The 21,387-nt window shown below is 63.7% G+C and carries 19 protein-coding genes; 11 read left to right on the top strand and 8 right to left on the bottom strand.

The annotated features are described in order from the left end of the window. Positions 1-209: 209 nt before the first annotated feature. The 5 genes from LCM4577_RS32445 to LCM4577_RS32425 all read left to right on the top strand — a co-directional run bounded on the left by LCM4577_RS32445 (position 210) and on the right by LCM4577_RS32425 (position 3,566). Positions 210-455, top strand: a complete 246-nt coding sequence (locus tag LCM4577_RS32445; RefSeq protein ID WP_082047363.1) for a type II toxin-antitoxin system prevent-host-death family antitoxin — start codon at positions 210-212, stop codon at positions 453-455. Further along, a complete protein-coding gene (locus tag LCM4577_RS32440) occupies positions 452-901 on the top strand; it encodes a PIN domain-containing protein (RefSeq protein WP_071074774.1) in 450 nt (149 codons plus the stop codon). The genes LCM4577_RS32445 and LCM4577_RS32440 overlap by 4 nt, the downstream gene beginning before the upstream one ends. Before the next feature lie 140 nt (positions 902-1,041). After that, positions 1,042-2,544 (top strand): IMP dehydrogenase, encoded by a 1,503-nt coding sequence (guaB, locus tag LCM4577_RS32435; protein WP_041011519.1) that lies wholly within the window; start codon positions 1,042-1,044, stop codon positions 2,542-2,544. Positions 2,545-2,590: 46 nt separating this feature from the next. After that, a complete protein-coding gene (locus tag LCM4577_RS32430; RefSeq protein WP_244508492.1) occupies positions 2,591-3,139 on the top strand; it encodes a hypothetical protein in 549 nt (182 codons plus the stop codon). A gap of 7 nt (positions 3,140-3,146) precedes the next feature. After that, on the top strand, positions 3,147-3,566 hold the full coding sequence (locus LCM4577_RS32425) for an MAPEG family protein (protein WP_071074773.1): 420 nt from the start codon (positions 3,147-3,149) through the stop codon (positions 3,564-3,566). A 39-nt stretch (positions 3,567-3,605) separates the two neighbouring features. Here the strand turns inward: LCM4577_RS32425 and rnd are convergent, their stop codons facing one another. Both rnd and LCM4577_RS32415 read right to left on the bottom strand, forming a co-directional pair. Then, complete coding sequence (gene rnd / locus LCM4577_RS32420) at positions 3,606-4,757, bottom strand: ribonuclease D (RefSeq protein ID WP_071074772.1); 1,152 nt, start codon at positions 4,755-4,757, stop codon at positions 3,606-3,608. A gap of 184 nt (positions 4,758-4,941) precedes the next feature. Further along, positions 4,942-6,168 carry an MFS transporter gene (locus LCM4577_RS32415; RefSeq protein WP_083354935.1) on the bottom strand — a complete coding sequence of 409 codons (1,227 nt, stop codon included), beginning with the start codon at positions 6,166-6,168 and terminating at the stop codon, positions 4,942-4,944. A gap of 116 nt (positions 6,169-6,284) precedes the next feature. Here LCM4577_RS32415 and LCM4577_RS32410 point away from each other — a divergent pair, with 116 nt between their 5' ends. After that, positions 6,285-7,043 (top strand): DeoR/GlpR family DNA-binding transcription regulator, encoded by a 759-nt coding sequence (locus LCM4577_RS32410; protein ID WP_071074771.1) that lies wholly within the window; start codon positions 6,285-6,287, stop codon positions 7,041-7,043. 111 nt (positions 7,044-7,154) lie between these two features. Then, positions 7,155-8,951, top strand: coding sequence for an aspartate--tRNA ligase (gene aspS / locus LCM4577_RS32405; RefSeq protein WP_071074770.1), 1,797 nt, complete (start codon positions 7,155-7,157; stop codon positions 8,949-8,951). Positions 8,952-9,047: 96 nt separating this feature from the next. Here the strand turns inward: aspS and LCM4577_RS32400 are convergent, their stop codons facing one another. Next, complete coding sequence (locus LCM4577_RS32400; protein WP_071033244.1) at positions 9,048-10,238, bottom strand: hypothetical protein; 1,191 nt, start codon at positions 10,236-10,238, stop codon at positions 9,048-9,050. A gap of 414 nt (positions 10,239-10,652) precedes the next feature. Between LCM4577_RS32400 and parC the strand changes: the two genes are divergently transcribed. Together parC and LCM4577_RS32390 are read left to right on the top strand one after the other, a co-directional pair. Continuing rightward, a complete protein-coding gene (gene parC, locus LCM4577_RS32395) occupies positions 10,653-12,908 on the top strand; it encodes a DNA topoisomerase IV subunit A (protein WP_071074769.1) in 2,256 nt (751 codons plus the stop codon). 286 nt (positions 12,909-13,194) lie between these two features. After that, positions 13,195-14,394: an AI-2E family transporter gene (locus tag LCM4577_RS32390; protein WP_071074768.1), complete on the top strand. Its 1,200-nt coding sequence runs from the start codon at positions 13,195-13,197 to the stop codon at positions 14,392-14,394. Here the strand turns inward: LCM4577_RS32390 and LCM4577_RS32385 are convergent. The 4 genes from LCM4577_RS32385 to LCM4577_RS32370 form a co-directional block, all read right to left on the bottom strand. Then, positions 14,382-15,278 carry a DMT family transporter gene (locus LCM4577_RS32385; RefSeq protein ID WP_071074767.1) on the bottom strand — a complete coding sequence of 299 codons (897 nt, stop codon included), beginning with the start codon at positions 15,276-15,278 and terminating at the stop codon, positions 14,382-14,384. The genes LCM4577_RS32390 and LCM4577_RS32385 overlap by 13 nt on opposite strands. Before the next feature lie 113 nt (positions 15,279-15,391). Next, a complete protein-coding gene (locus tag LCM4577_RS32380; RefSeq protein WP_040983323.1) occupies positions 15,392-16,156 on the bottom strand; it encodes an arginyltransferase in 765 nt (254 codons plus the stop codon). Between the two features lie 148 nt (positions 16,157-16,304). Continuing rightward, positions 16,305-16,775, bottom strand: a complete 471-nt coding sequence (locus LCM4577_RS32375; RefSeq protein WP_071074766.1) for an RDD family protein — start codon at positions 16,773-16,775, stop codon at positions 16,305-16,307. A gap of 107 nt (positions 16,776-16,882) precedes the next feature. Next, positions 16,883-17,575: an isoprenylcysteine carboxylmethyltransferase family protein gene (locus tag LCM4577_RS32370; protein WP_244508491.1), complete on the bottom strand. Its 693-nt coding sequence runs from the start codon at positions 17,573-17,575 to the stop codon at positions 16,883-16,885. Positions 17,576-17,736: 161 nt separating this feature from the next. On the opposite strand from LCM4577_RS32370, the gene sthA reads away from it, so the two are divergent. Then, positions 17,737-19,125, top strand: coding sequence for a Si-specific NAD(P)(+) transhydrogenase (gene sthA, locus LCM4577_RS32365; RefSeq protein WP_071074764.1), 1,389 nt, complete (start codon positions 17,737-17,739; stop codon positions 19,123-19,125). Between the two features lie 113 nt (positions 19,126-19,238). Here the strand turns inward: sthA and LCM4577_RS32360 are convergent, their stop codons facing one another. Then, positions 19,239-19,868: an alpha/beta hydrolase gene (locus tag LCM4577_RS32360; protein WP_371410090.1), complete on the bottom strand. Its 630-nt coding sequence runs from the start codon at positions 19,866-19,868 to the stop codon at positions 19,239-19,241. A gap of 233 nt (positions 19,869-20,101) precedes the next feature. Between LCM4577_RS32360 and LCM4577_RS32355 the strand changes: the two genes are divergently transcribed. Continuing rightward, positions 20,102-21,298: an OpgC family protein gene (locus LCM4577_RS32355; RefSeq protein ID WP_071074762.1), complete on the top strand. Its 1,197-nt coding sequence runs from the start codon at positions 20,102-20,104 to the stop codon at positions 21,296-21,298. The last annotated feature ends 89 nt before the right edge of the window (positions 21,299-21,387 follow it).

Raw genomic sequence — 21,387 nt, 5'->3', positions numbered from 1 at the left:
CCTGATTTGTCTTCGCGATTCTGGCACCGGCTTGGGGGCGAACCGGTGCGACCGGGCGGTTATCACGCCTCGGCCCGGATGTCGCATTAAATTGCTGTCACGTTTGTGCGACCGCAACCACTGGTGGGGCGAGTCAACGACCCCAAGATGCTTGATAAATTCAGTCACTATCGCTATTGTAGTGAAAATAACTACAAATGGGTGCAATCGTGGATGAAGCCGTATCGGCTGCCGATGCCAATCGCAGATTCTCACATATCCTTCGTGAGGTGCGTGAGGGCCAGAGCTACGTCGTGACCAGCCATGGACGTCCAGTGGCTCGGATCGTGCCTGCTGATAAGCACGAAGGCGTGCCTGCCCGCTCGCGCGCGGCTTTGTTATCACGACTTGAACGGCAGCCAGTCGTGCAAGCGGGGCATTGGACCCGTGACGAGCTTTATGAGGACGACCGGTGAAGGTCGCACTCGACACCAACATCCTCGTCTACGCGGAAGGGGTCAACAGCGTTGAAAAACGCGATACCGTTCTCGACTTGTTGCGCAGCGTTCCCCAAGAGACTGCCATCGTTCCGATCCAGGTCCTGGGTGAACTGTACAATGTGCTTGTCTGCAAGGCCGGGCGATCGCCGGAAGAAGCTCGAGACGCACTGCTGAGTTGGCGAGACGCATTTCCGATTACTGGGACAACACCCGAAGTGATGATGATGGCAGCCGATCTGGCCGCCGATCATCGTTTTGGTATCTGGGATGCGGTCATTCTTTCCGCCGCGTCGCAAACGGGTTGCCGGCTCCTTCTGTCAGAGGACCTACAAGACGGCTTTACTTGGGGCGGCGTAACTGTCGTAAATCCTTTTGCGTCGCCGCGTCATGCTTTGCTCGATGCCCTTCTCGGCGCCGAATAGGAACCCGGCGCGTCGAGTAACGACCCGCTTTCCTTCCGTCTCGGGACGTGTTACCAGCCAGCGCCAATCCTGAAAGGGAAGATGAGAGTCGGCGCTGGCCAATCGGCCCGGCGCCTTTTCCGCATTCAAAAGGACTGGCCATGGCAAAAATCATCGAAACGTCCACCGGCGCGCTGGCGCTGACCTTCGACGACGTGCTCCTGCAGCCCGGCCATTCCGAGGTGATGCCTGGCGAAACCGACATCCGCACCCGCATTGCCGGCGATATCGATCTCAACGTGCCGATCCTGTCGGCGGCCATGGATACTGTCACCGAGGCGCGGCTGGCGATCGCCATGGCGCAGGCCGGCGGCATCGGCGTCATTCACCGCAACCTGACCCCGGCAGAGCAGGCCGAGCAGGTCCGGCAGGTCAAGAAATTCGAATCCGGCATGGTGGTGAACCCGGTCACCATCGGTCCGGATGCCACGCTCGCCGACGCGCTGGCGCTGATGCGCACAAACGGCATTTCCGGTATTCCGGTGGTCGAGAACGGCGGCACCGGCGGCCACACGGTCGGCCGCCTGGTCGGCATCCTCACCAACCGCGACGTCCGTTTCGCTTCCGATCCGTCGCAGAAGGTCTACGAGCTGATGACCCGTGAGAACCTGATCACGGTCAAGGAGAATGTCGACCAGGACGAGGCCAAGCGCCTGCTCCACAAGCATCGCATCGAGAAGCTGGTGGTGGTCGACAGGAACGGCAACTGCGTCGGGCTGATCACCGTCAAGGACATCGAGAAGTCGCAGCTCAACCCGCATGCCACCAAGGATGCGCAGGGGCGGCTGCGCGCCGCCGCCGCCACCAGCGTCGGCGATGACGGCTTCGAGCGCGCCGAGCGCCTGATCGATGCCGGCGTCGACCTTTTGGTCATCGATACCGCGCATGGCCATTCGCAGCGTGTGCTGGAGGCCGTGGCGCGGGCAAAGAAGCTCTCCAATTCAGTGCGCATCCTGGCCGGCAATGTCGCCACCGCCGCAGGCACGCAGGCGCTGATCGATGCCGGCGCCGACGCCGTCAAGGTCGGCATCGGTCCGGGCTCGATCTGCACGACCCGAATCGTCGCCGGCGTCGGCGTGCCGCAGCTTTCGGCGATCATGTCGGCGGTCGAGACGGCCAGCAAGGCCGGCGTGAGCGTCATTGCCGATGGCGGCATCAAATATTCGGGCGACCTCGCCAAGGCGCTCGCCGCCGGCGCAAGCGCCGCCATGATCGGCTCGCTGCTGGCCGGCACTGACGAGAGCCCGGGCGAGGTCTATCTGCACCAAGGCCGCTCCTTCAAGGCTTACCGCGGCATGGGCTCGGTCGGCGCCATGGCGCGCGGCTCGGCCGATCGCTACTTCCAGGCCGAGGTTCGCGACACCCTGAAACTGGTTCCGGAGGGCATTGAAGGACAGGTTCCCTACAAAGGACCTGTGGCTGGCGTGCTGCACCAGCTTGCAGGCGGCCTGAAAGCCGCTATGGGTTATGTGGGTGGACGTGACCTTGCGGATTTCCGCGAGCGCGCCACCTTTGTGCGCATATCCAACGCCGGACTTCGTGAAAGCCACGCCCATGACGTCACGATCACCCGCGAAAGCCCAAATTACCCGGGCGGACTTTGATCGAGAGGCCGATCAGTCCGACCGCCAGCGGGGACTGTGGCGTGATTTGAGCGCGGCGGTGCTGCGGCTGTCGCGTCACGCGGCGGCGCTCTCTATCGCTTCGATTGCGCTATTCCTCGTCATGACGGCGCTGGAGTTTCTCTATTTCCAGCGCTTGAGCGGCGGCCTGTTCTCGCTCGACATGCGCGTCGCCGGCTTCACGCCTGACGAAGGCATGGCCTGGCTCACCGCGCTCGGCCGGCGCGGCGGCGAGATCATCATCGTCTGGCATTATCTGACCTTCGATCTCTTGTTCCCGGCGCTGCTGTCGCTGACGCTGGTCAGCCTCATCCTTGCCTTCGGGCGGCGGCTCAGCACGTTCCGCGCCATGCCGGCGCAGGTGCAGGCCCTGTTCGCGCTCGTGCTGGTGCTGCCCTATACGGCCGCCGACTATGCCCAGAATCTTGCCTTGGCCCGGCTGCTCTCCGATTTCCAGCTGGCCAATCCCGATTCGCTGGCCTTCGCCTCTTCGCTGACCGTCACCAAATTCGCGCTGCTGGCGATCCCGGTCTTCGTCATCGCGGTCTTCGCGCTGGCCGGGCAGCGGCGGCGCTGAGGGAGAAATGCGCCAGACCGCCATCTTCTGGCCGATGCTGGCGCATGTGCTCCTGGTCTATATCGTCTATCTGGTGATGCTAAAGCGGCGCTATCTCGCGGTGAAGTCGGGCGAGGCCAGGGTTAGCCAGTACAAGGTTCGCTCGACCGAGCCGGCCTCGAGCATCACTGTCGCCAACAACCTGATCAACCAGTTCGAGTTGCCGGTTCTGTTCCACGTTCTGTGCCTGGCGCTGTTCGTCACCAACGGCGTGAACTATCTGACGCTGGCGCTGATGTGGCTCTTCATAATCTCACGCTATGTTCACGCCTGGGTGCATCTCGACAGAAACTATGTGCTGCACCGCAGCCGCGCGTTTTTCCTCGGCGCCGGCATACTTTTCGTCGCCTGGATCTGGTTCGCGCTGCACTTGCTGGGGGCGGTGTGAGGGAGGCTCTGCCTTCTCCCGCAAGGAGAGAAGGAGAGGCTACAGGTCGAACACCGCGATCCTGCGCTTGTCGAACTTGATGCCGATCTCGCCGCGCACCAGCCTCAGCGCCTGCTCGCCGAAAACGGCGCGCCGCCAGCCCTGCAGCGCCGCCACGTCGGCTTCGTCGCCTTCGGCTGCTATGCGGTCGATATCGTCGCTGGAGGCCAGCACCTTGGCGGCGACGCCTTCCTTTTCGGCGACGATCCTGAGCAGCACTTTGAGCAGTTCCGCCGCCGCGCTCGATCCCTCCGGCGGCTGCACGCTTTTCGGCAGTTTAGGCATCGCGTCCTTGGGCAAGGCAAGGGCGGCGTTGACCGCGCCGAGCAGGGCGGTTGCCGTAGCGGAGCGTTCCCAGCCTTTCGGCGTGGTGCGCAGCTTGCCGAGCGCTGCCGCGTCGCGCGGCGCCTGCTGCGCGATCTCGTAGATTGCATCGTCCTTGAGCACGCGGCCGCGCGGCACGTCGCGCTCGCGCGCCTCACGCTCGCGCCAGGCGGCCACCGCCTGCACGATCGCCAGCTCCTGCGGCTTGCGCAGCCGCATCTTCAGCCGCTTCCAGGCGTCCTCGGGGTGCGGATCGTAGGTCTCGCGCGAGGTGAGGATATCCATCTCCTCCTTCAGCCAGTGCGCGCGATCCTCGCGTTTCAGCTCGGCGCTGAGATGCTGGAAGACCTTGATCAGATGGGTGACATCGGCAAGCGCGTATTCGAGCTGCTTGTCGGAGAGCGGCCGGTGCCGCCAGTCGGTGAAACGCGAGGACTTGTCCAGCCGGGCTCCGGTGACCTTCTGCACGAGCTGGTCGTAGGAAACGCTGTCGCCGAAGCCGCAGACCATGGCCGCCACCTGCGTGTCGAACACCGGATGCGGCACCAGATCGCCGAGATGGACGATGATTTCGATGTCCTGGCGCGCCGCGTGGAAGACCTTCAGCACCGCTTCATTGGCCATGAGCCGGAAAAACGGCTTCAGGTCGATGCCGGGCGCCAACGGATCGATAAGCGCCTCGATCCCAGGCGCGGCGATCTGGATCAGGCAGAGGATCGGCCAGAAGGTCGTCTCGCGGATGAATTCGGTATCGACGGTAACGAATTCCGACTTTTCGAACGCCGCGACAACGCTCTCGAGTTCTTCTTGTGTCGTGATGACGCGCATCAAATCGCTTTTGGCACAGTATTAGGCCTCTTTCAATTTCAGCCGCGCGCGCTTTCGTCAAGCCGCCGCAACGTAAGCGGTGGCCGATCGCCGGGTTCTCCCATGCGAAATCGCGTCGCGTGCCTGTGCGCCAAGCTGCGATGTCGCGGCCCGCTCCGCTAGGCGGCGTTGCCGGGCGAGCCGCTCATGCCTCGTAGGCGCGCGCCGGTGCTCGCTCTCCTGTCGCGCCGGATCCTATTCCGTCCGTTACAGCGTTCGAGGATGGCCGACGGCCAAGCGCGCCCGCGGCCGCCAGGCTGAGCACGATGAACGGTATGCCGATGCCATAGGCCGAGCGTATGCCCCAATGGTCCGACACGAAGCCGAGCAGCGGCGGCCCAAGCAGGAAGGCGACGAAGGAGATCTGCGACAGCGCCGCCACATTGATCGCCGCGGGACGGTCGGTGCGCTGAGCCGCCGCCGAGATCGCCAGCGGGAAGATGGCGCTGCTGCCGATGCCCAAAAGCGCGAAGCCCAGCATCGAGACGAAGGGCAGAGGCGAGAAGAAGACGATGAAGACGCCGACCATCATCGTCGCCAACAGCACGCGCGCCACGCCGCTCGGCGAGTGGCGGTCGACAAAGCTGTCGGCGAAGAACCGCGTGGTCGCCTGTGAGAAGGCGAACAGCGCCACGGTGATGCCGGCAACGAACGGACCGGAGTCGAATACGGTGCGCATATAGATCGCCGACCAGTCCATGCTTGCGCCTTCCATCAGCATTGCCGACAGCGTCACCGCGACGAGGATGAGGATCGGCAGCGTCGGCCGGGCGAACACCGGCGCCTTGTCGCCGGTCGTGGCGAAACGTGCGGGCGCCGGTTGGAAGCCGCCGAGGAACAGCGCCATGGCAACGGCTACCATCGGCGCCACCAGCGCCAGATGCAGTTGCGGCGACAGCCCGAGATGCGCCAGCGCGCCGCCGAACAGCCCGGCGCCGAAAAAGCCGATGCTCCAGAATGAATGCGCCCGGTTCATGATGCGTCGCTTCAGCAGGAACTCGGTCCTGTCGGCCTCGACATTCAAGATGATCTCGATGCTGCCGATCATCAGTCCGACCGGAAGCAGCATCAGGAACAGAGACGCCGGGCCCGGTGCATGCACCGCAATGGAATAGGCAAGCGCAAGCAGCGGCACCAGCCAAAGCAGCGCGCGGCGAAAGCCGACGCGCTCCAGGATCGGCGTCGCCAGCGTCAGCGCGACCAGTGTGCCGATCGGCGTGCCGATCAGGGCGAGCCCGAGCGTGCCGTCCTCGATCCCCATGGCTCGCTTGATGTCGGGCAGGCGCGGGAAGATGTTGCCCATGGCAAAGGAATAGATCGCAAAGCCGGCATAGACGCGATGCTGAGGGGCGAGTTTCAGGCCAAGGGTCATCACGGACAATCCAACAAGGAGATATGGCGGGCGAACGCCTAGGCTCGCTCACAACTCCGTTTCTTGCATGAACAGGCAAAGCATGCAATAACATGCAAAAATAAATAGGATCATGCATGCTCACCGAAGAACGGCATCAACTTATTCGGGACCAGTTGGCGGCGGATGGAAAGGTGCTGGCTGGTGAGCTGGCCAGCCGTTTCGGCGTGTCAGAAGACACGGTGCGCCGCGATCTGCGCGAGCTGGCGAAAGCCGGGCAATTGCGCCGCGTCTATGGCGGCGCGATCGCTTCGGCGCCCTTTGCCGCGGCGAGCGTCGGCCAGCGCAGCGGTCATGCGGTCGAGGAGAAGGCACGCCTTGCGAAGGCGGCGGTTGGGCTTCTTGTGGCGGGGCAGTCGCTGTTCATCGACGGCGGCACGACCAACGAGGCGATCGCCAGGGCGATCCCGCGCGACATGGATTTGACCATTGCCACCAATTCGCTGGGCGTCGCCTCGGCGCTGGCCGATCGTCGTTTGGTCGAACTGATTGTGCTCGGGGGCCGCTATGTGCCCGATCTCGGCACCTGCGTGGGCGCCGACACGCTTGCCGCCGTGGCGCAGCTCGACGCGGATCTGTTCTTTCTGGGCTCCTGCGGGCTGGATGTCGCGCGCKGCGTTACCGCCTTCGATTCGGCCGAAGCCGAGGTCAAGCGCGCCATGGTCAAAAACAGCGCCGGCATAGTCATTGCCGTCACCAACGACAAGCTCGCGACAGCGGCGCCCTATCGCGTGGCGGGGACGGACGCGATCCGCCATCTCGTGGTGGAAAAGACCGCGCCTGCCGCCACGCTCGCCGATTTCCAAAGCCGGGGCGCGCAAATCCACTTTGCCTGACGACCGAAGCGCGCCTGTGTGACCGCTTGCCTTGACAAAGCCGGCCTCTCATGCGCTTTTCGCGCCAATTTTCGAGCCGGGCAGATGCCCGCAATTTTCCGGACTTTACCCATGACCACGCATCGTTACCGCAGCCACACCTGTGCCCAGTTGAGAAAGACCGACGTCGGCAATTCCGTCCGCCTGTCGGGCTGGGTGCATCGCGTGCGCGACCATGGCGGGCTGCTTTTCATCGACCTGCGCGACCATTACGGCCTGACCCAGATCGTCGCCGATCCGGATTCGCCGGCCTTCAAGGTCGCCGAGACCGTGCGCGGCGAATGGGTGATCCGCGTCGACGGCGAGGTCAAGGCGCGCCTGCCCGAGACCGTCAACACCAACTTGCCGACCGGCGAGATCGAGATTTTCGCGCGTGAGATCGAAGTGCTGTCGGCCGCCAAGGAGCTGCCGCTGCCGGTGTTCGGCGAGCCGGAGTACCCCGAAGACATCCGCCTGAAATACCGCTTCCTCGACCTGCGCCGCGAGACGCTGCACAAGAACATCGTTGCGCGCACCAAGATCATCGCCGAGATGCGCAAGCGCATGGGGGAGGTCGGCTTCACCGAGTTCTCGACGCCGATCCTGACCGCTTCGTCGCCGGAAGGCGCGCGCGACTTCCTGGTGCCGTCGCGCATCCATCCTGGCACCTTCTACGCGCTGCCGCAGGCCCCCCAGCAGTACAAGCAGCTGATCATGGTGTCCGGCTTCGACCGCTATTTCCAGATCGCGCCCTGCTTCCGCGACGAGGACCCGCGCGCCGACCGCCTGCCGGGCGAGTTCTACCAGCTCGACCTCGAGATGAGCTTCGTCGAGCAGGACGACGTGCTCTCCACCATGGAGCCGGTGCTTCGCGGCGTCTTCGAAACATTCGCCGCCGGCAAGCCGGTAACGCAGGAATTTCGCCGCATTCCCTATGACGAGGCGATGCGCACCTATGGCACCGACAAGCCGGACCTGCGCAACCCGATCGAGATGCAGGCGGTCTCGGATCATTTCCGCGATTCCGGCTTCAAGGTGTTCGCGAACATCCTCGCCAACGACGCGAAGGCGGAGGTCTGGGCGATTCCCGCCAAGACCGGCGGCAGCCGCGCCTTCTGCGACCGCATGAATTCCTGGGCGCAAGGCGAAGGGCAGCCCGGGCTGGGCTACATCTTCTGGCGCAAGGAGGGCGAGAAACTCGAAGGCGCCGGTCCGATCGCCAAGAACATCGGCGAGGAGCGCACCGAGGCGATCCGCCAGCAGCTCGGCCTTGCCGACGGCGATGCCGCTTTCTTCGTCGCTGGCGACCCGAAGAAGTTCGTCAGCTTCGCGGGCGCCGCGCGCACCCGCGCCGGCGAGGAGCTGAACCTCGTCGACCGCGAGCGGTTCGAGCTCTGCTGGATCGTCGACTTCCCGTTCTTCGAATGGAACGAGGACGAGAAGAAGATCGACTTCGCCCACAACCCGTTCTCCATGCCCCAGGGCGGCATCGATGCGCTGAATGGCCAGGAGCCGCTCGGCATCAAGGCGTTCCAGTACGACATGGTCTGCAACGGCTTCGAGATCGCGTCAGGCGGCATCCGCAACCATCTGCCGGAAACCATGGTCAAGGCCTTTGAGATGGTCGGCCTGGACCGCGCGACGGTGGAAGAGCGCTTCGGCGGCCTCTATCGCGCCTTCCAGTATGGCGCGCCGCCGCATGGCGGCATGGCGGCCGGCGTCGACCGTATCGTCATGCTGCTCGTAGGGGCGAAGAACCTGCGCGAGATCACCATGTTCCCGATGAACCAGCAGGCCTACGACCTGCTGATGAACGCGCCGTCGGAAGCCACCCCGCAGCAGCTGCGCGAGCTGTCGCTGCGCGTCGCGGTGACGAAGAAGGAAGGCTAGGAATCAGAGCCAAGCCTTTCTTTCTTCTCGATGAATCGACCCGACAAAAAGCCCGGCATCGCTGCCGGGCTTTTCGTTTGGAGCTGACGTATTCGGTTAGTCCTGGTTTGCCTTGACCTTGACGCCCAGCGTCTTCGGCAGGTCCAGCGGGTTGGACATGGCGCCGGCCATGATCAGCGCGAACGGCACCGACGACGGCGGCTCGGCCGAGATTTCCAGGCTCTTCGGATTGTCGAGGAAGGTGTTGACTGCTGTGGAAACCTCCGCCGTCAGCTCGGGATTGTTGAGCTGCGCCATGCCGAACGGCACGATCGCCTTGGCCTGGTTGGCGACGTCCTTGCCCGACATGCCCTGCTGCTTGCCGACATAGTCGAGCACCTTGCCGGTCAGCGAATCGTCTTCGAAGCGCACCGAGGCGCCGTTGAAGGAAAGCTGCTGCATCAGGCCGAGCATGGCCATGCCCTGCGCCGATTTGTCGGCGCCTTCAGGCTGCGAGGCGAGCTGCTTCTGCATGGCCTGCATCGACTTGATGAAGTCGACCGTGTAGCCGCCGAGATTGAAGGTCATGCCGAGCGTGCCGGCATTCTCGACCGAGATGTCATATTTCGTCAGCTCCATCTTGCCGTCGCTCGGCTGCCAGGTTCCGGCCATCGCAATGTTGCCGGAGATGTTCTGGTAGCCCAGCGCCTCGATGGCTTCCTTCGACTTGGGGTCGTCGACCAGCGACAGGTCGGCGGTGAATTTTTCGGTGTTGGCGGTGAAGTCCATCGCCTTGCCCTCGGCCGGCGGTGTGATCTGGACGGCAAGCCCGTCCATCGCGAACGCCGTCTTGTCGCCGACCTTGACCGTCATGTTGGAGAGCTCCGCCGACTTGTACATCATCAGCGAGCCCAGCGGATCGGTGCCGCCCTCGGCCGGGACCTTCATGCCGTGGATGACCACCGGGCTGAGATTGAGCGTCACGCCGTCCTTGCTGTGTTCGAAAGGCGAGGTCGAGACGGTGGCGATCTCATAGCCGCCATTGGCTTCGCTGACCCCTTCCAGCTTGACGTCGCCGATGGGCAGCACGTCCTTCTCGGCCGCCGGCTTGATGGAAACGCCCTGCAGCGTGGCGTTCGAATCGTCGCCGGACACGCCGGTCCAGGAAATGTCGACGCCCTGGGCGGCAAGGGCTGCCTTGATCCGTTCGGCCACCGCCGGATCGGCGGCGAAGGCCGCATTGAGCGGCAGCGTCAGCAGAAAGGTCGAAAAGGCCAGTTTCTTGAGCGTCGAGCGTTGGATTGTCATGGCGAGTTCCCTGTCCTGATTTGGCTATGAAGAAATTTGTTTGAAACCTGCTTCATCACCATTCCGTGACGAACGGGACGGGAAAAAGGCATTTCCCGGCACATTTGTCGAAAATGGCGATGAAAGGCAAACGCCGGGCGGCAGCCATTGTCCGATGCGGTGAATTTGTCATGAAGGCCGCGGCCCCTTCGCCAGAGCGTTGCATGCCAGATAGCGGCCGCATGTAACGGATTGATGTTGGCCGGCGTGATGAAGCCGCCACAGCCTGTTGCAGATCGGCGGCAAATTGCAGCTGCCGCGGCGCCGCTTCCGTGAAATCCTTCACATCGCCAGTTGCGCTTATGGGCAGCGGCGAAATGCGCCGATGTTCACGCGGCGCTTGCCGCGAATCACCCGCTCGGCTAGTCCAAATCCATGGGAAAGAGGCATTTGCCGCCCGATGACAATGGCGGCGGCGACAAAATCGAACCGGTCGATCTGAAGGAAGCGCTCGAGCGGCGCTACCTCGCTTATGCGCTGTCGACCATCATGCACCGGGCACTGCCGGATGTGCGCGACGGGCTGAAGCCGGTCCATCGCCGCATCATGCATGCCATGCGGCTCTTGCGGCTCAACCCCGATCAGGGTTTTGCCAAATGCGCCCGCATCGTCGGCGACGTGATGGGCAAGTTCCATCCGCATGGCGACCAGTCGATCTACGACGCCCTGGTGCGCCTCGCGCAGGACTTCTCGATGCGCTACCCGCTGGTCGACGGGCAGGGCAATTTCGGCAACATCGATGGCGATAACGCCGCCGCCATGCGCTACACCGAGGCGCGCATGACCGAGGTGGCGAGCGAGCTGCTTGCCGGCATTACCGAGGACGCGGTCGATTTCCGGCCGACCTACAACGAAGAGGACGAGGAGCCGTCCGTCCTGCCGGGCGCCTTCCCGAACCTGCTTGCCAACGGCTCCTCCGGCATTGCCGTCGGCATGGCGACCTCGATCCCGCCGCACAACGCCGCCGAGCTTTGCGACGCGGCGCTGCATCTGATCGAGCATCCGGAAGCGCCGGTGGCGAAGCTGATGGATTTCGTCCAGGGACCGGATTTCCCGACCGGCGGCATCATCGTCGACAGCCGCGCCTCGATCCTCGAGGCCTATGAGACGGGCCGCGGCGGTTTCCGCGTGCGCTCCAAATGGGGCCAGGAGGACCAGGGCAGGGGCACCTGGAGCATCGTCGTCACCGAGATCCCTTACGGCGTGCAGAAGGCCAGGCTGATCGAGAAGATCGCCGAGCTGCTGATGGCGCGCAAGCTGCCGCTGCTGGAAGACATCCGCGACGAGAGCGCCGAGGACATCCGCATCGTGCTGGTGCCGAAGAGCCGTACCGTCGATCCCGGCATCCTGATGGAATCGCTGTTCAAGCTCACCGAGCTCGAAAGCCGTTTCCCGCTCAACATGAATGTGCTGTCGCGCGGCAAGGTGCCGAACGTCCTGTCGCTGAAGGGCGTGCTGAAGGAGTGGCTCGACCACCGCCGCGAGGTTCTGGTCCGCCGCTCGAAATACCGGCTCGGCGAGATCGAGAAACGGCTGGAAATCCTTGCCGGCTACCTGATCGCCTATCTGAACATCGACGAGGTCATCAGGATCATCCGCGAGGAGGATGAGCCCAAGCAGGTGATGATGGCCCGCTGGTCGCTCACCGACAACCAGGCCGAAGCCATCCTCAACATGCGCCTGCGCGCTCTGCGCAAGCTCGAGGAGATCGAGATCCGCAAGGAGTTCGACGGCCTCACCGCCGAGAAGAAGCAGATCGAGGCCTTGCTGGCGTCGGACGCCAAGCAATGGGCGACGATCAAGTGGGAAGTCGCTCAGCTTCGCGACAAGTTCGGCCCGGAGACCGAGCTCGGCAGACGCCGTACCCAGTTCGCCGACGCGCCCGAGCACGACCTGACCGACATCGCGCATGCGATGATCGAGCGCGAGCCGGTGACGGTGGTGGTATCGGAAAAGGGCTGGCTGCGCGCCATGAAGGGCCACCTGACCGACCATTCGCAACTCGCCTTCAAGGAAGGCGACAGCCTGAAGCTTGCCTTCCATGCCCAGACCACGGACAAGATCCTGGTCTTCACCACCGGCGGCAAATTCTACACCATCGGCGCCGACCGGCTGCCGGGCGGGCGCGGCCATGGCGAGCCGATCCGCATCATCGTCGACATGGAGAACGATCAGGACATCGTCACCGCCTTTGTCCATGATCCGAAGCGAAAGCTGCTGCTCGTCTCCTACGACGCCAACGGTTTCGTGGTTTCGGAGGAAGAGGTCGTCGCCAATACCCGCAAGGGCAAGCAGGTGATGAACGTCAAGGCGCCGGACGAGGCCAAGCGTTGCATTCCGGTTTCGGGCGACCATCTCGCCATCGTCGGCGAGAACCGCAAAATGCTGGTCTTCCCGCTCGCCGAAATCCCGGAGATGGCGCGCGGCAAGGGCGTGCGGCTGCAGAAATACAAGGACGGCGGCGTGCTGGACCTGAAGACCTTCACTTTGGAGACGGGGTTGACCTGGCAGGATTCGGCCGACCGCACCTTCACCAAGTCGCGCGAGGAACTGGTCGAGTGGATCGGCTCGCGGGCCGCCGCCGGCCGCATGGTGCCGAAGGGTTTCCCGAGGACGGGTAAGTTCGGGTAGCGCCGCCTTCCCTTCTCCCTTGTGGGAGAAGGTGGACGAGCGAAGCTCGGCCGGATGAGGGGTGTTGGAAGGATCGCGACCTCTAGGACATAAGCGCTTAAATTCCTTGGACGTTTTTGGCGTCTCACTCCGCTGGAGCACCCCTCATCCGTCTCGGCGCTGCGCGCCGATCCACCTTCTCCCACAAGGGGAGAAGGAAAGGCTTATTTGGACTATCGTCACGATTGCTGCACTATGATGGTGCATAGATATCCAGTGAACCATCGGGCAGAGGAGAAACGCCGGGTTGAAGCGAGCCGAGATCCAGAAGCCGGGACAGCGCCTGTTCGGCCTGTCGACGCCGCTCAGGGCTGCCGTCATTCCGCCGCTGTCGGCGGCGCGCTGGCTCCTGGTCCTGATCGTCGCCGCCGGCGTCTACTTCTTCCACGGTTTCCTGTTTCCGGTGCTGGCCGCCCTCGTCATCGCCTTCGCCAGCTGGCCGCTCTATCGAAGGCTGCTCGCCGCCGTCGGCGGCAACCGCACCATCGGCGCAACTTTGGCGATCCTGTTTATCCTCACCTTCCTTGTGGTGCCGATCGCGCTTGCCGGTACCTATGCCATCAACGAGCTGCGCGAATGGGTCGTCTGGGCGATCGAGACCAATCGCCACGGTGCGGTGACGCCGCAATGGATCGCCACCATGCCGGTGATCGGCGAGTGGCTGAACGAGCAGTGGACGGCCTATCTCGGCCATCCCGGCGGCATCGGCGAATTGATTCAGCTGATCAGCGGTTCCAACATCGGCACCATCTATCGCGGCGCCCTGGCCGCCGGCGGCAGCGCCTTCGGTCTGTTGCTGACGCTTCTGTTCATGATGATCGCGCTGTTCTTCGCCTATCGCGACGGCGAGTCTTTCGCGGCCCAGATCGATCGTCTCGGCGAGCGCATCCTGCCGACGCGCTGGGAGCGGATTTCGCGTGTCGTGCCGGCAACCATCTCCTCGACCGTGACGGGCATGACCATCATCGCCATCGGCGAGGGCCTTGTGCTGGGCACCGCCTACTGGCTCGCCGGCGTGCCCTCGCCGGTCACGCTCGGCGCTCTCACCGGCATCATGGCGCTGATCCCGGGCGGCGCGCCGCTCTCTTTCACCCTGGTGTCGATCTACCTCGCCGCCAGCGGCAAGCTGGTCGCCGGCGCGGCGCTCTTCATCTGGGGCGCGGTCGAGCTCTTCATCGTCGACAAGACCTTGCGGCCAAAGCTTGTCGGCGGCCCGATCAAGCTACCGTTCCTGCCGACCTTTTTCGGCCTGATCGGCGGCGTCAAGACGATGGGTTTCCTCGGCCTGTTCATTGGCCCTGTATTGATGGCGCTGCTCGTCGCCATCTGGCGTGAATGGCTGCGCGAGGTTGAATTGATGGACGAGATCCCGCCAGTGGCCGACGAGGCCGGTGGACCGCCCCGGATCGAGGCGGCCGCCGAGCCGAGGAAGATTCAGGCCGGGTGATGCACCGCGAGGTCCGCGCGGCGCTTGCGGCCTTCATGCAATTGCCAGAGCGAATGCGCGATCAGCGTTACGATCATGATGCCGCCGCCGATCAGGCTGTTGCGTGACGGCGCCTCGGCGAAGATCATCCACACCCAGACCGGCGCCAGGATCGTTTCCAGGAGATAGAACATCGCGACTTCCGCGCCCGAGATGTATTTCGGTCCGTTGGCGAGGCAGAAGAATGCGATCGGCATGACGACGCCGCCGTTCAGGATGATCCACCAGGGGGCGTCGACTTGAAAGCCGGTCCTGGAGACCATGAACGCCGCCACCCCGAAAGGCAGGATCACGCCGATCAGCGCGGTGAAGCCCATGTCCTTGTCGCTGGCACGCGAGATGGTGATGGCGCAGGCAATCAGGAAGGCGGAGCACAAAGCCATCAGGTCGCCGAACAGATATCCGGTGCCCACGGAATCGCCGACGATGATGGCGACGCCGACGATCATCAGCGCCATCGCGGCGAGGGTCAGCGGCCGCGGCCGCTCCTTCAGGAACAGCCAGGACAACAGCGCCGCGAAGACGGTGTTGAAGGCCAGGATGAAGACCAGGTCGGCTGTCGATGTATGATAGACGGCTGTCATGAAGGCGACCGCGCCGAGCCCGTAGATCACGGCCACGACCAGCCCCGGCCAGCCAGGTATGAGCTGCGGGGCATTCTTGCTGTACGAGCGCCAGACGGCCCACATGATCAGCGCCGCCGCCAAGGTGCAGCTGGTGCGCAGCAAAAGGATGGTCCAGGCCTCGCCATTGGCAAGCCGGATCAGCGGAATATCGATGCTCAGCACCAGCCCGCCGATGGCGGTGACGAGGAGGCCTTTCTGGTGATCGGTGTGGGAAGACATGTGATCGTTCTCGAAACAAATCGGGAGCAAGGGCCGGCGCGATTGCGCATATCTCGCGCGAGGGCGCGCAAGACCGGCTTCTCCCTTGAAAGGGCGGGTTCGGGAAAACTGTTTTAGCGACTGACCGCTTCGTGGTCGTAGCGCTCCCAGCCTTTCGGGCCGAGATGCTCCTGCGGCATGAAGCGCATCTTATAATTCATCTTGCGCGAGCCGTTGACCCAGTAGCCGAGATAGACGTGGGGCAGGCCCATCGCCTTGGCGCGGGCGATGTGGTCGAGGATCATGAAAGTGCCGAGAGAGCGGTCCTCTAAGTCGGGATTGAAATAGGAATAGACCATCGAGAGCCCATCGGCCATCTTGTCGGTGAGCGCGACAGCGATCAGTTCGCCATGGCCCTTGCCGGTGATGAAAGTGTCAGGGCCGCGACGCCGGTATTCGATGATCTTGGTGTCGACATGCGTGTCTTCCACCATCATCGCATAGTCGAGCACGGTCATGTCCGACATGCCGCCGCGGCGATGGCGGGCATCCAGATAGGCGCGGAAGAGTGAGTATTGCTCGGTCGAGGGCTGCGCGTCATGCATGGCCCCGACGAGGTCGGTATTGCGCTGGACAACGCGGCGCATGCTGCGGCTGGGGTCGAATTCCTGTGCCAGGATGCGCACCGAGACGCAGGCGCGGCACGATTCGCAGGCCGGGCGGTAAGCGATGTTCTGCGAGCGCCGGAAGCCGCCTTGCGTGAGCAGGTCGTTCATCTCCGGCGCCTTGTCGCCGACAAGGTGCGTGAACACCTTGCGCTCGAACTGTCCCTCCAGATAGGGACACGGCGACGGCGCGGTCAGGAAGAACTGCGGCGACTGGGTCGGATGCTGCGTCATCTAATCTTGGAAACGCTCCTGCGAATCGCCCTACCTTTGGCCCGGCCGGCGAAAATTTCAACAGGATTGTGCTGACGCGACGGCGTGGACCTGTTCATATTTTAGCGCGGGCGGCGCGGGGGTTTGATCTGCGCGGCCCTGGACACCGTCAGATGTCGGTGCGGGTGACCACGGTGCCGAGCAAAAGATCATGCAGCGTGCGCTTGCGGTCGGAGAACAGCGTGACCAGGAGCACCAGCGGCGTCAGGATGACGTTGCCGGCCCAGAACAGAACCGAATGAACCACGGCCGTCATGCCGTCGATGCGGCTGCCGTCGAGCTTCTCCAGGCGGATGCCCATGATCTTCATGCCGGTCGTCGCCTGGTCGTGACTGCCCAGGGTGTTCCAGATGTAGAGGATGGCGACCATCGGCACCAGCACCGAAAACAGCGCCCAGCCAAGGCCGAAGGTCAACAGCCCGAGAATGGCGACCAGGATGGCGAAGGGAATGGTCAGCAGCGCGACGAAGAAATAGTCGAGCAGGAAGGCAAAGATACGCCTCGTCCGCACCCCGCGATAGGCACGGGTATCCTCGAACCTGGTCGTGATGATCTCGCCGTCAAAAACGCGTGCGTTCATGTCTGTTCCTCGATTGCCGCATCCACAACGAGATGCCTGCCGTCCTCTCAAATGGTGAGAGCGRCCCGGAATTCAAGGAACCTGCCCGTCGGCCGGTGGGCGCGATATCAAAAGATACCGGGGCAGAGCCTGTAGCGGACCCGCCCGAGATAGTCGCGATATTCCGGAGTCAGCGCCAGGATGCGTTCCTCGCGCAGGATGCGATGGATCTGGAACAGGGTGATGGTCGCGTAGACGGTGAAATTGTAGAGCGAGAAGCTCGACAGCAGGAAAAGGATGTGCCCCGCGAGATAGCCGGCATAGATGGGATGGCGAACGAACCGGTAGGCGCCGCTGGTGACGACGCCGCGATTGGCCGGCAGGATTGCGAAGGAACGGCCGAGCGACATCTTTCCCCAGATGACCAGCCACAGCGCCAGGAACTGCAGCGCCGCCGCAATATAAAGCGGGATGATGGCGGTGCCGTCCTGGAGCGAGACGAGGCCCGAGCCGAAACCGGCGGTCAGCGAGATGAATACCGTGAAAGGACTCCAGTCGCGCACCAATGGCCGCCGCGCCAAAAGCAGCCAGATGAAGGTCAGCGCATCGGAGATCATGAGCAGCAGGATATTGAGACGGCCCGGATCGATGACCACATGGCGCGCGCCGCGATAGACGAAGACCGCGGCTACGGCCAGCGCGATAAAACGAAACAGGCCCTCGCGCAGATCGATGATGGTTTCGCTGCTCCGCAGTCCGGACCAAAAACCCGTTTCCGCGCCAGGCAGCGCATCACTTTTGAGAATGCTCAACTCTGCCACCCCGTAATTCCCCTTTATAAGGACCATTGCATATAAGCCTTGCTGTCCAGTTAAGTTTTCGCATGCATTGGCGGGTCGGTCTGCCGAGGGAATGGTGTTGCCTGTTGAACATGACATTCTTCCCGGTCTAGCGTGCTGCGGCGCACAAAGGGGACGGGGACATGGACTACGACATGCTGGTCATCGGCAGCGGCCCTTCGGGACGCCGCGCCGCGGTGCAATCGGCCAAGCTCGGCAAGTCGGTGCTTGTGGTCGACAGGGGCCGGCGCCTGGGCGGCGTCTCGGTGCATACCGGCACCATCCCGTCGAAGACGCTGCGCGAGACGGTGCTCAACCTCTCGGGCTGGCGCGAACGCGGCTTCTACGGGCGCGGCTACCGGGTCAAGCAGGACATTTCGATCGGCGACCTGGTTGAACGGCTGCACAAGACCCTCGACCATGAGGTTGAGGTGCTGCAGCACCAGTTCATGCGCAACACGGTGAAGAGCGCGCGCGCCGCGGTAAAATTCCTCACGCCGAACAAGGCGAGCCTGACCGCCGACAATGGCGACTACAGCGAGGTCGGCTTCGCCAATGCGCTGATCGCCGTCGGCACCAGGCCGCACCGTCCGGCCGACGTACCCTTCGACAAGAAGCGCGTTTTCGACAGCGACGAAATGCTGGAGCTCCATCATCTGCCACGCACGCTGACGGTGATCGGCGCCGGCGTCATCGGCGTCGAATACGCCACCATCTTTTCCGCGCTCGACGTGCCGGTGACACTGGTCGAGCCGCGCAACACCATTCTCGACTTCATCGATCGCGAGATTGTCGACGACTTCATCCACCAGATGCGCGACCGCGGCATGACCATCCGGCTGGGCAGCACGGTGAAGGAGATCGCCTCGAAGCCCGACCATGCCGAGGTGACGCTGGCGGATGGCCGCACCATCCGCTCCGAGATGGTGCTCTACGCCGCCGGCCGCACCGGCAACGTCGCCAGCCTCGGTCTAGACCTGGTCGGCATCGAGGCGGATGCCCGGGGCCGCATCAAGGTCGACCCGAATACCTTCCAGACCAGCGTGCCCAACATCTACGCGTCCGGCGACGTCATCGGCTTCCCGAGCCTCGCCTCGACGTCGATGGAGCAGGGCCGGGTGGCGGCCTGCCACGCCTTCGGCGTCAACCTGCCGCCGCCGCCGGAAAGCTTTCCCTACGGCATCTACRCCGTGCCGGAGATCTCGACGGTCGGTCTGTCGGAAGAGCAGGTGCGCGAGAGCGGCGCCGCCTATGAGGTCGGCCTGGCACGTTTTCGCGAGACCTCGCGCGGCCACATCATGGGCGTCTCAAGCGGTTTCCTGAAGCTGTTGTTCTCGGTCGAGACGCGCCGCCTGCTCGGCGCCCACATCGTCGGCGAGGGTGCCACCGAGCTCATCCATATCGGCCAGGCGGTGATCAATCTCGGCGGCACGGTCGACTTCTTCGTCAACAACACCTTCAACTACCCGACGCTGGCGGAAGCCTACAAGATTGCGGGCTTGGACGCCTGGAACCGGATGGGGCATGGGTGAGGGTTCTGGCTGGGAGGCCGCTCGAATAGCTCGCCAAGGCGTGCCTGGACCATTTCCCGTGCCCGTATTGCGGCAGTCGATCGGGCGGCGGCAAGCCCGCCTGGGCGGCCCGATCAGGCAATCTGTGCAGGCGCTGCCAGCCACTGCCGCACGATCGCGGCGTCCGCGTCGCCGAATTCATGGCCGGAGGCAATGATGCGTGCGTCGACCTCGGCGTGGCGTTCGCTGAACAACGTCACCAGCGCGGGCGCGAACGGACCGTAGGTCTGGTCGGCGGCACCGGCGACGATCAGCACGCGTGTTCCGCCGAGGTCGGTCATCGGGGACGTGTCGAGCACCGGCATTGCCCGCAAGAGCGCCGCCTGCCTGACCACGCCGGGATGGAGCAGCATCAGGCTGGAGACGACGTTGGCGCCGTTCGAATAGCCAAGGAAAGTCGCACGCTTCAGGTCGAGCCCATGGATCCTCGCAGCTTCCGTCGCGAATTGGGCATAGGCAGCCGTCTCGGCATGGATGCTGGCCTGCTCGAAATTGATCGGCGTGATTCGCTCGAACCAGCGAAATCCATCCTCTTGTGGGATGCGGCCGCGCGCCGCGACAATCACCGAACGGGGCGCAATCTGCCTCGCCAGCGGCAGCATCGTCGTCTCGTCGACACCTGACCCGTGCAGCACGAACAGGCACTCGCCGCCTGCGTTTGCCGGCCTCAGCAGACGGTAGGGGAAGGCGAGATCCCGGCGCATAATACTGTTTTCGTCGCTATATTCGGACACGCTCACATCCATTTGATTCCATGAGAGATTCGTTGATTTGCCGGCTTCAAAACGGAATATTTTCGCGCTCCGCGAAAGTTGATTGAACCAGGCGCATTTCAGTCCGTTTCTGCGGCGATACACTCCCCTGGGAGGAATCGAAGCGGTGCGCCCCGGGGGTCGCATTGCTGGCTATGAACAACCAGCTTTGAGGCCTTTTGTCGATGACCACCCCTGTTTCCAACGAACGCGACAGGCGTACCGGAGAGCGTGACACGCGTATCGACGTGCTGCGCGCGCTTGCTCTGCTCACCATTTTCGTCGACCACGTGCCGGGCACGGTCTTCGAGAACTGGACCTACAAGAATTTCGGCTTTTCCGATGCGGCCGAAGCCTTCGTGCTGATTTCCGGCATCTCGGTGGCGCTGGCTTACGGCACGAAGTTCAAGCCGGGCGGCCGGTTGCTCGCGACCCTGAAGATGTGGCGGCGCGCCGGCGTGCTCTACATCTCGCACATCGTCATCACGATGGTGGTGATCGCGCTGTTTTGCGCCGCCGCGCTGTTCGCGCACCGTCCGGAAATGCTGACGATGATCAACATCGAGCCCCTGATGAAGAACACGCCGCAGGTGCTGCTCGGCGTCGTCACACTCGGCCATCAGCTCGGCTACAACAACATCCTGCCGGTCTACGCGGCGCTGCTTCTGGCGGCGCCCGCCTTCGTGCTGTTCGTCAGCTATCGGCCGGTGCCGGCGCTGATCGTTTCCGGCCTGCTCTGGCTCGTCGCAGGCATCTGGCAGATCGCGCCGCCGAACTATCCAGAGCCCGGCCTCTGGTTCCTCAACCCGCTGTCCTGGCAATTCCTGTTCAACATCGGCCTTGCCGCCATGCTGCATGTGAAGCGCGGCGGGCGGATCCCGGCCAATCCATGGCTGCTTGGTGCTGCCGGCATCTATGTGATCGGCGCGGCGATCTGGGTGCATAGTCCGCTCTGGGGGCAGATCACCTGGTTCAACCTGCCGGTGGTGATCGGCGGTTTCGACAAGACCTTCCTGTCGCTGCCGCGGCTCCTGCACATCCTGTCGGTCAGCTATCTGATCGTGGCGCTGCCGGCGGTCTCCAACCTCTTCCGCGTCCGGCCCGACAATCCCCTGGCGATCCTGGGCAAGCGCTCGCTGCCGGTGTTCATCGCGGGCACGCTGCTTGCCATGGCGGCGCAGGTGCTGAAACTGATCAATCCGGGCGGCCTGGCGTACGACACGCTGCTGATCGCGGCGGGCATCGCCATGCAGCTCGCGCTTGCGCTCTACCTCGAATGGCTTGCCGGCCTCGGCCCGTCCCGCGCCAAGCCGGTGCGCGAGGAGCCTGCGCGCGCGCCGTTCGGCGTGCACCCGCTGCCGGCGAGGGCAGGCGGCTACTGATTGCTGTGCAACGAAAGATGCCTGGCGGGCTTTCGTCTAATGCATGTCTCCCGAAAGTGGGAACCGGTTTCGGGACAAAGACATGCATA

It is taken from the genome of Mesorhizobium sp. LCM 4577, assembly GCF_001854795.2.
Classification (GTDB): domain Bacteria; phylum Pseudomonadota; class Alphaproteobacteria; order Rhizobiales; family Rhizobiaceae; genus Mesorhizobium; species Mesorhizobium plurifarium.
The sequence above is the reverse complement of the archived record's forward strand: the minus strand, read 5'-3'. Positions and strand labels throughout refer to the sequence as shown.

Coding starts and splice junctions, on each gene's coding strand:
- guaB (WP_041011519.1), top strand. CDS start 1,042: ATGGCAAAAATCATCGAAACGTCCACCGGCGCGCTGGCGCTGACCTTC.
- LCM4577_RS32425 (WP_071074773.1), top strand. CDS start 3,147: ATGCGCCAGACCGCCATCTTCTGGCCGATGCTGGCGCATGTGCTCCTG.
- rnd (WP_071074772.1), bottom strand. CDS start 4,757: ATGCGCGTCATCACGACACAAGAAGAACTCGAGAGCGTTGTCGCGGCG.
- LCM4577_RS32415 (WP_083354935.1), bottom strand. CDS start 6,168: ATGACCCTTGGCCTGAAACTCGCCCCTCAGCATCGCGTCTATGCCGGC.
- aspS (WP_071074770.1), top strand. CDS start 7,155: ATGACCACGCATCGTTACCGCAGCCACACCTGTGCCCAGTTGAGAAAG.
- LCM4577_RS32400 (WP_071033244.1), bottom strand. CDS start 10,238: ATGACAATCCAACGCTCGACGCTCAAGAAACTGGCCTTTTCGACCTTT.
- parC (WP_071074769.1), top strand. CDS start 10,653: ATGGGAAAGAGGCATTTGCCGCCCGATGACAATGGCGGCGGCGACAAA.
- LCM4577_RS32385 (WP_071074767.1), bottom strand. CDS start 15,278: ATGTCTTCCCACACCGATCACCAGAAAGGCCTCCTCGTCACCGCCATC.
- LCM4577_RS32380 (WP_040983323.1), bottom strand. CDS start 16,156: ATGACGCAGCATCCGACCCAGTCGCCGCAGTTCTTCCTGACCGCGCCG.
- LCM4577_RS32375 (WP_071074766.1), bottom strand. CDS start 16,775: ATGAACGCACGCGTTTTTGACGGCGAGATCATCACGACCAGGTTCGAG.
- LCM4577_RS32360 (WP_371410090.1), bottom strand. CDS start 19,868: ATGCGCCGGGATCTCGCCTTCCCCTACCGTCTGCTGAGGCCGGCAAAC.
- LCM4577_RS32355 (WP_071074762.1), top strand. CDS start 20,102: ATGACCACCCCTGTTTCCAACGAACGCGACAGGCGTACCGGAGAGCGT.